This is a genomic window from Olleya sp. Hel_I_94, from assembly GCF_007827365.1.
GTDB lineage: Bacteria > Bacteroidota > Bacteroidia > Flavobacteriales > Flavobacteriaceae > Olleya.
The window spans coordinates 2,443,667-2,456,018 of the sequence record NZ_VISI01000002.1 but is presented as its reverse complement, the minus strand read 5'-3'; the positions used below and the strand labels follow the sequence as shown (position 1 = coordinate 2,456,018).

Annotated in this window: 11 protein-coding genes; 3 read left to right on the top strand and 8 right to left on the bottom strand. The window is 32.1% G+C overall.

From position 1 onward, the window contains the following. Nucleotides 1-58: 58 nt before the first annotated feature. From JM82_RS14195 to JM82_RS14165, 7 genes are all read right to left on the bottom strand, one after another. On the bottom strand, nucleotides 59-1,843 hold the full coding sequence (locus JM82_RS14195) for a BatD family protein (protein ID WP_145005418.1): 1,785 nt from the start codon (nucleotides 1,841-1,843) through the stop codon (nucleotides 59-61). Between the two features lie 26 nt (nucleotides 1,844-1,869). Continuing rightward, nucleotides 1,870-2,709: an aerotolerance regulator BatC gene (locus JM82_RS14190; RefSeq protein ID WP_145005415.1), complete on the bottom strand. Its 840-nt coding sequence runs from the start codon at nucleotides 2,707-2,709 to the stop codon at nucleotides 1,870-1,872. 57 nt (nucleotides 2,710-2,766) lie between these two features. Beyond that, nucleotides 2,767-3,804, bottom strand: coding sequence for a VWA domain-containing protein (locus JM82_RS14185; protein WP_145005412.1), 1,038 nt, complete (start codon nucleotides 3,802-3,804; stop codon nucleotides 2,767-2,769). An 89-nt stretch (nucleotides 3,805-3,893) separates the two neighbouring features. Then, entirely contained in the window at nucleotides 3,894-4,898 is a 1,005-nt protein-coding gene (locus JM82_RS14180; protein WP_145005409.1) for a vWA domain-containing protein, read from the bottom strand. Next, nucleotides 4,898-6,571, bottom strand: a complete 1,674-nt coding sequence (locus JM82_RS14175) for a BatD family protein (protein ID WP_261375449.1) — start codon at nucleotides 6,569-6,571, stop codon at nucleotides 4,898-4,900. The genes JM82_RS14180 and JM82_RS14175 overlap by 1 nt, the downstream gene beginning before the upstream one ends. A gap of 28 nt (nucleotides 6,572-6,599) precedes the next feature. Continuing rightward, the gene (locus JM82_RS14170) at nucleotides 6,600-7,466 is read right to left on the bottom strand and encodes a DUF58 domain-containing protein (RefSeq protein ID WP_145005405.1); all 867 of its coding nucleotides are present in this window, start codon (nucleotides 7,464-7,466) and stop codon (nucleotides 6,600-6,602) included. 58 nt (nucleotides 7,467-7,524) lie between these two features. Continuing rightward, on the bottom strand, nucleotides 7,525-8,526 hold the full coding sequence (locus tag JM82_RS14165; RefSeq protein ID WP_028283944.1) for an AAA family ATPase: 1,002 nt from the start codon (nucleotides 8,524-8,526) through the stop codon (nucleotides 7,525-7,527). Between the two features lie 160 nt (nucleotides 8,527-8,686). Between JM82_RS14165 and JM82_RS14160 the strand changes: the two genes are divergently transcribed. The 3 genes from JM82_RS14160 to JM82_RS14150 are packed head-to-tail and all read left to right on the top strand — an operon-like array spanning nucleotide 8,687 to nucleotide 11,498. Further along, a complete protein-coding gene (locus tag JM82_RS14160; RefSeq protein WP_145005402.1) occupies nucleotides 8,687-9,562 on the top strand; it encodes an aldo/keto reductase family oxidoreductase in 876 nt (291 codons plus the stop codon). Between the two features lie 52 nt (nucleotides 9,563-9,614). Then, on the top strand, nucleotides 9,615-10,364 hold the full coding sequence (locus tag JM82_RS14155; protein ID WP_145005399.1) for an SDR family NAD(P)-dependent oxidoreductase: 750 nt from the start codon (nucleotides 9,615-9,617) through the stop codon (nucleotides 10,362-10,364). 3 nt (nucleotides 10,365-10,367) lie between these two features. Continuing rightward, on the top strand, nucleotides 10,368-11,498 hold the full coding sequence (locus JM82_RS14150) for an ATP-binding protein (RefSeq protein WP_145005397.1): 1,131 nt from the start codon (nucleotides 10,368-10,370) through the stop codon (nucleotides 11,496-11,498). Nucleotides 11,499-11,702: 204 nt separating this feature from the next. Here JM82_RS14150 and JM82_RS14145 read toward each other — a convergent pair whose 3' ends face one another. Beyond that, nucleotides 11,703-12,347, bottom strand: a complete 645-nt coding sequence (locus JM82_RS14145; protein WP_145005395.1) for a hypothetical protein — start codon at nucleotides 12,345-12,347, stop codon at nucleotides 11,703-11,705. Nucleotides 12,348-12,352: the final 5 nt, after the last annotated feature.

Genomic DNA, 12,352 nt, shown 5'->3' with positions numbered 1-12,352 from the left:
TGCCTTAATATATTTTACTTAATAATGAGTCAAATCTAGCTTTCAGTATGTATTAACACTACTTAATCTGTTTGTCTATTAAATTAATTGTTGTTGCTGCTTTGTCATAATCTTGCTGCATTGTAACGTTAGTAATTGGCGTATACCTTGCTAATTCGCAATTTTCTAAAATCGCTTCAAAAGCTACAATCACCTGGCTATCTACTTGTCTATCGGATAATAATTTTGCAATCTTTTCTTTGCTTAAATCTGAGGTTTCTATATTAAGTCTACCTTTAAGATAATTGTGCAAAGCTTTTTCTAGCGCAACATAAAATGCTTCTTTTTGGCCTAGTGCTTTTTTAGCTTCAGTTAAATACTTTTTAGCCAACTTATCTGCTTTACGTTTTTTGTTCCCTGTTACATCTGCCGATCGCTCTTCTCGTTTTCTTCTGTAAAATAAGGCTAATGGAATTGCTAATAAAGGTCCTAAAAGACTAGTCCAAAATATAGTCGAGTTTAAAAAAGTATCGTTTTGAATAGCTGTAAAGTTTGAATCTGTTTTAATAAATGCGAATTGATTTTCATTTAAAACGACAGGTTGTTTACCATTACTAGACACAGGTAATTTATTATCCGCTTCTGCATAAACTGGTCCTTCTAATACATTTATTACTATTTCATCAGAGCTAATTTGCTTATATGTTTCGGTTTTTAAGTCGAAATAAGAAAAACTAACTGGAGGAATCGGAAACTTACCTTTATATTGAGGCACAACCGTATATAGGTCTGAAATATTACCTTGCATACCTGCCATGTTGGTCCTAACATTTTCCTGATGTTCCGGCTCATAAACCTCTAAAGTACTTGGCGTTGTTAACTTTGGCAGCTCAAACAATTTTAAATTTCCTTGACCAGAAACCTCAATTTTAGCTTGTAGAGATTCCGTTGCATTAAGACTGTTTTTTGTTGTTGTCAAACTAAACACAAAATCACCAACTGCTCCTGTAAAATTATCTGGTTTACCCTCTTCTGGTAAAGGTTTTACATTAATTGTTCTAACGCTTGCAGTAATTGTTCTGTGTGCTTGTGTTTTTATACGATTACCAAAAATGTCTCGTCTATTGGTTGGCACGTCTATAGTAAGATCCAAACTTAATGGCTCTAAGACTAATTTCCCGGTTTTTTGAGGGTATAAAACGGTTTTACGTAGTGTTACAAATCTATAATCTTCACCTTTATAAGTTCCGTTTTGAGCTTTTATTCTCTGATCATCCATGCTCTGGCTCCAAAAACCATTATAAACTGGACTTTCAATTTCTCTGTAATTACTAATTCCAACGGTTGGCGAAACGTATAACTTATAAACAACACTTATGGGCTGGTTTAGATAAGGATTAGTATTAGATACTTCTGCAACTAAATGGATATGTTCTTGTAATAAATAATCTGGATCGTTTGGATCTTCAGGCTTCTCAATAGCTTTTGTAACTGTAATACTTATTGGTGATGTTTTATACTCTTGACCATCAATCTCGATTTTAGCTTGATTTATAGAAAACGTACCCATTTGTTTAGGCGCTAAAAAGTAACTGTAAATTTTAGTAAAACGTCTTGTTTTACCATTCCAAGAGTTGCTAACCGATTGATTTGGTCCACCAACTACAATAAAATCTGAAAAACTAGGTGGCACAAAGTTGTCACCATCTTTATTCATTTGAAAATCAACACGCAAACGCTCATTTAAGCCTAATCTTTTTTTACTAACTTTTGCTTGAAACTGAACCGCATCTTCATCTTGTGCAAAAGTAAAACTTGTTGTACAGGCTAATAAAAGGATACATATGTGTTTCAGTAATTTCATCTAATTAATACAATATAAAATGTTAGTTACCAATCTTTATCTGTTTGTTGTTTTACGCCTTTAACCTTTTCTGCATTTATTTTTTCTTGTACTTTTTGCTCTTGGTTATTCATGGCTTCTAGCAAGTTTTTTATTTGCTGTGGTGACATTTGACCTGGTTGTGGTTGATTTTGTTCGTTTTTTTGGTCACCTTCTTTGGGATCGTTTTTTTGATCATCTTTAGGATTACCATCTTCATCCTTATCTTGATCACCTTCTTTTTTGTCTTGCTCTCCTTGATCGTCTTTATTTTTATCTTCTTGCTCTTTCTCGTTATTTTCTTTTTGATCTTCGTCTTTATTTTGATCTTTATCTTTATCGTTTTCTCCGTCTTTATCGTCTTCCTGAGGCTTGTCGTCCTCTTGCTGTTTTGCACACTCTTTTGCTAATGCAAAATTATAGCGCGTTTCATCATCTGACGGATTGTTTCTTAAAGCGCTTTTGTAAGCTTCAACCGCTTCTTTGCACTTTTTTTCTTCCATTAGTATGTTTCCTATATTATGGAAGGCTTTATGTTTTTCTTCTTTAGAGGTGGCATTTTTAGCTGCTTGCTGGTGTCTGTATAATGACTCTTCAAAGTCTCCTTTTTTAAAATACTGAGTCCCCAAATTATAAGCACCTGCTGCTTGCTTTGGTTCTAAAGATAATGCTTTACGGTATTCCATTTCGGCTTCAACAAAATCGTCATTATTTGCTAAAGCATTAGCTTGAGCAGTATAACCTTGAGCTTCTAACTTTTGTTTAATTATAGCTTTATCTTCCGTATTATCTTGAGCTAAGATTGATAAGGATACCAATAAAAATATGTATGTTAAAAAGTGTTTCATTTAAATTAAATAACTCGCAAATATACTAAAGGCTTGCAATTGTTGATGTTAAGGGTTTTATAAATTCTCGTTAAATAGATTTAATTTTTTCAGCCAAGCTGTTTTTCTTTCTAACAAGAAAATATCTATAAAAAGTAGTAAGATAGCTAAACCTAAAAACCATTGAAATCTACTTTCAAAATTAGCGACTTGCTTAGCTTCAAATTCTGTTTTATCCATTTTATTTAAAATGTCCGTCATTTGATTTACAACTTTGTCTGTTATCGCACCATTTATGTAAGTACCATTTGCCTGATTAGCTATGTTTTTTAATGTGTCCTCGTCTAGTTTAGTAATAACGGTTTCGCCTTGTTTATCTTTTTTATAGTTAAGCAGGACTCCGTTACGTCTTAAAGGTATTGGTCCTCCATTAACGTCTCCAACACCAATGGTGAAAATCTTTATGCCTTCTTTACTAGCTTCTTCTGCAACTTGGACTGCAGCTTCACTGTGGTCTTCTCCATCAGACAAAATTACTAAAACACGATTTGTCTGTTGGTCATCGTCATAATAGGTTTTTGCAAGGTTAATTGCCTCATTAATTGCAGTACCTTGAGAGGATAGCATATCAGTATTTAGGTTTTGCAAAAACATTTTTGCTGCAGAATAGTCTGTTGTTATTGGTAATTGCGGAAATGCTTTTCCTGCGTAAGCGATAATACCCACACGATCGCTACCTAGTTTATCAATAATTTTAGAGACTAATTGTTGTGATTTTTCTAATCTGTTTGGCTTAATGTCTTCTGCCAACATACTTTTAGAAACATCTACCGCAAACACAATATCTACACCTTCTCGTTTTACAGTCTCTAGACTTGTACCAACTTTTGGGTTTACTAAAGCTAAGGTTAAACTAGCAAAAGCTAAGCATAAAACAACTAATTTTAATACCGATTTAAATATTGATTTATTAGGACTAAGTCGCTTTAAAAGCGCTGCGTTTGCAAATCTTTTTTGTGTTTGCTTTTTCCATAATAGTAGCAATAAAAAGAAGAGCACTAATACTGGAATTACCAGTAGTGTCCAAAACCATATTTTTTCTTCTAATTGAAACATTTATTTTTTATTTTAAGCTAACCAACATTATTATTTATGCTAACTATCTTTTTATTTTAAACTTTTTACAATTGCTTTATATTAATCATTTATACAAAGCTTCTAAATAGTGTTATTCTGATTAAAAACTCAATTAACAATAACAGTCCTGCAATCCAAACAAAGGGTCTAAAATGCTCTTGGTAAGTTGTAAATTTAATTTCATCAATTTCTGTTTTTTCAAGCTTATTAATCTCAGTATAGATTTGCTCTAATTTTTGATTATTAGTGGCTCTAAAATATTGTCCTCCAGTAACTTTAGCAATATCTTTTAGTAAATCTTCATCAATTTCTACTTGGACTCTATCATACTGAAATCTACCATTTGACAACGCAGACACTGGTGACAAAGCCATACCGTTAGTACCAAGACCAATAGTATATACTTTTATATTAAACTCTATAGCCAGCTCACTAGCAATTTTTGGATTTAACACACCAGAATTATTGACTCCATCTGTTAATAGTATAATGACTTTACTTTTAGCTTTACTATCTTTTAATCTGTTAACAGCTGTTGCTAAGCCCATTCCAATTGCTGTACCACCTTCTATAATGGTATTGTATTTAATATCCTCAAGTGAATTTAAAACTATTGACTTATCACTAGTAATTGGTGTTTTTGTGTAACTTTCTCCTGCATATTCCACCAAACCTATTCTATCATTTGGTCTTCCTTTTATAAATTTTGAAGCCACATTTTTTAGCGCTTCTAACCTATTAGGTTTTAAATCTTTTGCTAACATACTTGCAGATACGTCAATTGCCATAACAATATCTATACCTCTAGTTGTTTTGGTTTTTGTGTTAGTCTCTGATGTGCGTGGTCTTGCTAATGCAACTATTAAAACACCTAAAGCCAAAAGGCGCAAAGCAAATAATAAATGTTTTAATTTTGGCAGCCAAGAATTAGTAATTTTAAACCCTTTAAGGCTAGATATTTTTAGTTCTGCGTTTTGCTGTTTGTGCTTAAAAACATACCAAACTATTGCTAATGGCAATGCCAGTAACAGCCAGAAAAATTCTTTATTTAAAAATGTAATCCCGTCTAACATTAGTCTTCTTTTTGATTAAGTTCTACAGACGCTAAAACACGCTCTACAACTTGGTCTAAATAAATATCATCCTTCAAATATGTAATTAATATTTGCTGAGTTACATCTTTATTAGCAAAACTTAAAATTACAAATTGTCCATTTACATAATCCTCTTTATCGTCATCTATTGGATAATCAAATGTTCCGGATGTTTTAACACCTTCTGCTCCATTTGGAGTTTTAAACTTGTCTTTGTTAGAAATTATATTTCTTCCACCATCTGCTTCAATAGCTTTTAAATTATCTTCAATAGCTTTTAATACATTAGTTTCTGGAGAAGGTGCATCTTCTTGATCTGGTGAGCTTTTAACTACTGTAGATGTAATATCTACCGTAAACTTATCTTCTAGTTCATATTTAAAACTAGAAATTTTTATTTTATCGATTAAATCGTCTGGTATTGCTACTTCTTCACGCTTTAAAACTTCTGGAGTAGATATAGTTATTGGCGGAAAACCGTAATCACTGTCAACCCAACCACCTTCTAATAATTGTTTTGTGTCCTTTTGAAAAATAGTGTCTACGACATAATTAAAACCATACCTGTAACTAAAAGCTGCAAATGTTAGTCCCAACATAAAAATAATGGCAGCGATAGTCACCCATACTTTTTGACGAAACTCCTTTTTTTCTTGTTGTTTTTTATATTCTAAATCTAAAAGTTTTTCTTCTTCTGAAGCTTCTGGTAACGCTTCTTTTACATAATCAATTTCTTGATCAATTACTGTTCTATCAATTTTTGCTAACTCTACATCTGGAGCAGACTTTGCAAACTTTACTAAATCGGCACGTTTTAAAACCGATTCGATTTTTTTAATATGGTCTTTTGTTAATTCAATTTGATTACCATCACTTAATACTTCTAAGCGCGTAATTAGCTCGTCTGTGGTACTTTCTAACGCTCTGTCGTAAACTTTTTCGTCTAAATATTTACGGATTGCTAAGGTCAACTCTGAGTAATACTCTTTATACTTATCATAAGCTAGGTAATTGCTCTCGTCTAATTTTTGTAATGCTAATTTTGCTCTATCATAAGGTGGTAGTAAAGCTATTTGCTCCTCTTCTGTTAAAGGTTTTTTACGCCATACAAACCAGTAAATTAGAAATCCAATTAGACTTACTATTACTAATGCTAATAAAACATACTTCCACCAATCGCTAGCTGGTTTTTCAACCGCTATCATAGGTTTGATGTTGTATAATTTTTGTTTTGTTGTGTCTACAACTATGTTGTTGACTTTAACTAATAACGAGTCTGTTAAATATTGCTTACCTGCAATAATTATTTTTTGTTTAGGAATAACGTATTGACCAGAATCAAATTGGGTTAGTCCATATTTTTTAATCAGTTTATATTTAGCTTGTTGCTTTGTTGTATCTGTTTTATAGGCCTCAATCATTTCTAAAGGCATAAAAGTTTGACCAACCGGAAACACAACGCTATTTACAGTATCAGTCTCTACCTCAATCTTATAAGTAATTTGTTGTCCAATTTTAATGGAAGTAGAATCTATTGTAGCTTTAACTTGTGAAAAAGAAATGAATGGTAAAAGCAAAAAGGTAAAAGCAATAAGACCTATACTTATAGTCTTAATTGTACCCAACCTATTATAATTTATTTTTGTATTCACTGTTAAGTTTTTACTTTACTCTAATTAATTATCCTCTAGTTTTAAAATAACCTAATAGTTTTTTTACGTAACTCTCATCTGTTCTGCAAGCTAAACTACCTGCTCCAGATTTAGCAAAACTATCTTTATAATAGGCAACTTTCTGGTTATAAAACTTAGCGTAATTATGTCTTACTGATTTTGATCCTGTATTGACTAACATTAATTCGCCAGTTTCTTCATCTTCCATTTGCACCATTCCTAAATTAGGAATACTAGCCTCGTGTTTATCAAAAACCCTAATCCCTGTAATATCATGCTTTCCTGCAGCTATTTTAAGGGTTTGTTGGTAATCGTCTGCAATAAAATCACTCATTACAAAAACAATCGCCTTCTTTTTCATCACACTACGTAAAAACTTTAAAGCTTCGACAATATTGGTTTGTTTGCTTTTAGGCTCAAATTCTATTAAGTCTCTTATGATTCGTAAAACGTGAGAACGCCCTTTTTTGGGTGGTATATATAATTCGACTTGATCGGAAAATAAAATCAATCCAATTTTATCGTTATTTTGCGTTGCAGAAAAGGCTAATGTTGCAGCAATTTCAGTAACAATTTCACTTTTAAATTGGTTTTCTGTACCAAATAATTCTGATCCAGAGACATCAACCATTAACATCATGGTCAATTCTCTTTCTTCTTCAAAAACTTTAATATGTGGTTGATTGGTACGTGCAGTAACATTCCAATCTATGTTTCTAACATCATCACCATATTGGTATTGTCTTACTTCAGAAAAAGTCATACCTCGACCCTTAAAGGTTGAGTGGTACTCTCCTCCAAATATATGATCAGACAAACGACGTGTCTTAATCTCTATTTTTCGTACTTTTTTTAGTAATTCTTTAGTATCCATTTTTTAAGTATGCAGTGTGCAGTCTTGAGTTTACAATTAACAATTTGTAATAACTCAATTATGGAACTTCAATTTCGTTAACTATTTTATTAATAATATCTACAGACGTTACATTTTCGGCTTCAGCCTCATAGGTAATTCCAACTCTGTGACGCAACACATCATGCACTACAGCACGCACATCTTCTGGTATTACATAACCACGACGCTTTATAAATGCATAACATTTTGCTGCTGTTGCTAGATTAATACTTCCACGTGGTGAAGCACCAAAGCTAATTAATGGTTTTAAATCGGCTAGTTTATAGTTTTCTGGATAACGTGTCGCAAAAATAATATCTAAGATATATTTTTCAATTTTCTCATCCATGTAGACTTCTCTAACTGCTTCCTGCGCTTTTAATATTTGCGCTACAGACACGACAGGATTTACCTTGTCCCAATTACCTTTTAAATTAGCACGCATAATTAGTTGCTCTTCGGCTTGTTTAGGATAATCTATAACCGTTTTTAGCATAAAACGATCCACTTGTGCTTCTGGCAAAGTATACGTTCCTTCTTGTTCTACTGGGTTTTGAGTTGCCATTACTAAAAATGGCTTATCTAATTTAAACGTTTCATCTCCAATAGTCACTTGCTTTTCTTGCATGGCTTCTAACAAAGCAGATTGTACTTTTGCAGGTGCTCTGTTAATCTCATCTGCTAACACAAAATTTGCAAAAATCGGTCCTTTTTTAATAGAAAAATCGTTCTCTTTCATATTAAAAATTAAGGTACCAACAACATCAGATGGTAATAAATCTGGTGTAAATTGTATACGACTAAAACTAGCATCAATAGCCTGAGACAACGTATTAATAGCTAATGTTTTTGCTAATCCAGGTACACCTTCTAACAAAATGTGTCCCTGTCCTAATAGTCCAATTAATAATCGCTCGACCATGTGTTTTTGTCCAACGATAACTTTATTCATTTCAAGCATTAGTAAATCTACAAATGCACTTTCCTTTTCAATTTTCTCGTTAATCGATTTAATATCAATTGTACTTGTTTGTTCCATTATGTAATATTTTTAAAGGCAATGAACTATCTATTCTAATTCAAGTGGTGCAAATTGTTAATTTTTTTATTGCAATCGTGTTAATAATTGGTTAAAAATAGGGTGTTTATTAGACTTTTAAGAGTAATTTATGTTTTACTTTTATTGAAGATTTTAAACTATGACAAAAAATAAGTACTCTCAAGTAATTGCCGGAACCATGACTTGGGGAAAATGGGGTAAACAATTAGACCAAAAAGAATACATAAACCTAATGCACCATTGTATTAATAATCAGATTACTACATTTGACCACGCAGACATTTATGGTGATTATACAACTGAAGCAGAGTTTGGTAACGCTTTCGCGGAAAGCAATATAGACAGAGACCAGATACAACTAATTTCTAAATGTGGAATAGAGTATATTGGCAATGCACGTCCGCAATTAAAAGTTAAACATTATAATTATAGCAAGGATTATATAATTTGGTCTGCAGAGCAATCCCTAAAAAACTTAAAAACGGACTATTTAGATTTATTATTACTGCACAGACCTAGCCCTTTATTACAAGTTGACGAAGTAGCTGAAGCTGTTACAACACTAAAACAACAAGGTAAAATAAAAGAGTTTGGCGTCTCTAATTTTACACCTTCTCAAACCAATTTATTAACTCAAAAAATTGAGGTTTCTGTAAATCAAATCGAATTTTCTCTGACTCATCATACAGCAATGCATGATGGCACATTGGATGACATGTTACTAAATAATATCAAACCTATGTGTTGGTCCCCTTTAGGTATAACTTTTAAAGAAGACACGGAACAAACAAGAAGAATTCATAAGCAATTAGGAGTATTATCGCAAAAATACAATGCTACTGAAGATCAATTACTTCTATCTTGGATATTAAAACATCCTGCCAACATCACACCTGTAGTTGGCACCACAAATAGCAACAGGTTATCTGGCGCAATTGCAGCAACAAAGATAAATTTAGAATTAGAAGATTGGTTTTTAATTTTGGTAGCTAGTCAAGGACATAAAGTACCTTAAAAACAAGGTCAAAAACTAAAAACAAATAATTGCTTAAACAAGACATAATTAAATGAATAAAACAGCATTAATAACAGGAGCAACTAGCGGAATAGGTCGTGCAACAGCTCATGAATTTGCAAAACAAGGCATTAACTTAATTCTTTGTGGACGTCGTCAAGAAAGATTAGACACCATTGAAAAAGCTTTAGAAAAACAAACTAATGTCTACACGTTAAATTTTGACGTTAGAGACAAAAAAGAAGTATTTGAGGCAATTAATAGTTTACCAGAAACATTTAAACATATTGACATATTAGTTAATAACGCAGGAAATGCACATGGATTAGACCCAATACAAGATGGCGATTTAGACGATTGGGATGCTATGATGGACATTAATGTAAAAGGGTTGTTATACGTTAGCAAAGCCATTATACCACAAATGACTGCTCGCCAATCTGGACATATTATTAACATAGGCTCTTCTGCAGGAAAAGAAGTCTACCCTAAAGGTAATGTGTATTGTGCAAGTAAACATGCTGTTGTGGCACTTACAGAAGGGATGCGTATTGATCTTAATCCTTTTGGCATTAAAGTCACAGCCATAAATCCTGGTTTGGTAGAGACAGAATTTTCTCAGGTTAGATTTAAAGGAGACGCCAAAGCAGATAACGTATACAAAGGCTACAAAGCGCTACAGCCAGAGGATTTAGCAGAGGTTATTTATTTTGCAGTATCACGTCCAGCACATGTTAATATTGCTGATGTTTTAATGTTTTGCACAGCTCAAGCAACCTCAACTATTGTAAAAAAAGAGTAATCCATGATTAATAAACGCTTACTTATTAAAAACTTACTTGCACATAACGACGAGAATAGTTTTTATGATAAAAAGCGAAAAATTGATATTAATCAAAAAGAAGGTAAAGCTAAATTTTTAAAACATGTTTGCGCTTTATCCAATTCCAATCCTAAAAACAACTCGTTTATAGTTATAGGCGTAGAGGATGAAGATAACACCATAATTGGCGTTGATTTTTTTGACGATTCTAAAATCCAAAACTTAATCAACGCTTATTTATCAAACCCACCAATTGTACAATACGAGAATATTCCTTTTCCACACTTACCAGACCACAAAGTCGTTGGATTAGTTACTATACGCGCTAATAATGGTTTGACCTCTCTTAGAAAAAACATTTGGAAATATTATGGAGGATCAGTCTTTTTTAGAGATGGAAGCATTAGCATGCCTAAAGTTTTTAATAGCGAAATACAAGATGTAAACTCCAAAATCGTGGAAGCTATTGAGAACCATGCACAAAACAATATACAATATACATTAGATGGTGTTTTTGATTTTATGAAAAAACGCCAAGACTATAATCCTAATTATATTGTTTTTAAAGAATATTTTGTCCTGTGTTGGTCTGGCGAAAAAAAGCAAGTTAAAGATGAAACGTTTTACTCTAGAGTAGACATTGAGCTTATTAATGAGCAAGTCCGTTTATTTTTTTCAACTTTAGATGAAGTTGCAATTACTTTTAATGAAGATTCTTTTACGATTATTGAATACTTAAAACTAGGACTTCAAAATTCTTATAAATATTATCCATTAGAAAAAACAGTTATTAATTTTACTGACAATGCTAGCTATAACATAGAGTCTACCTTAGTTTTTAATCCTCCACAATTTGACAAAAAAGTATTACACCACATATACAATAGTAATAATGTGATTTTAGAAAAACTAAAAAAAAGACAAATTTTAAATAATAACGAAATAAAAGATCTAAACAATCTACCTGATACGTATCTTATATGTTATCTGAATTTATTTCATGAAGCTTTGGACAAATTAAATGAGGCAAAACCATATTTAAAACCGCTTCCTGAAGTATACAGAAAGTACAAAGACGTCTTGCGTATTTTACGAAAAGTAAAATACAATTAAGATTAAAGTTGTTGTTTAAAGCATACTTAAACAACAACTATAAATAGTTAATTAATACAGCTATTAAACAATAGCAAACCTATTAATTAACAGAAAACCTTGATTCTCCCGACAAAGTTTCGGCATTGAATAAGGTTTTAAATTACTTAAAAAGCCAATATTTACAATTGTAAATATTGGCTTTTTTGTTTAAAGAGTTAAATATTATTTTCCTCCATCTAATTGGTCTTGCCAATCTTTTAACTCTTGCCACGATCCTTTAGCTGCTAAATCTGCTTGCTTAGGCCAAGTTCCAGGTTTATGCATTTCAAATCGTTTACCTCCACTTTTAAGTATCTCTTGACATTTTTGGACTGTACAACCTGCCAATGCTGTCCAAGTTGTAATATTATGATTATGAAATAACTCTTTAATTTTTGGTCCTATACCTTCAACTACAGTTAAATCGTCTTGTTTTATTTTTTTACCCAATGCTGTTTTAGCTGCTTTTGCATCAAAAGCAATCACAGTTGCATCGGTTACCTTAGGGGTTATAGGAGCAGCACTAGCTACAACATCTTTTTTAATTACTGAGGTTGATGTTGGTGTTACATTTGAAGTAAATGAAGTTGCGGTATTACCAGCTCCAGACGATCGTGACACGCTATCTTTACTTGCTTTACAGGCAGCTAAATCGGTTTCTAATTTGCTAATTCTATTTTTATAAACATTTAAATCTATGTTATTGTTATTATCCTGATTGCTACCTCCAAATAAACGACCTAATAAATAGCCTAATATTGCACATATTGCTCCTACTAATAATGGGATTAACCAGCATGGAATACTTATAGTTAATAATACATTCATAATTT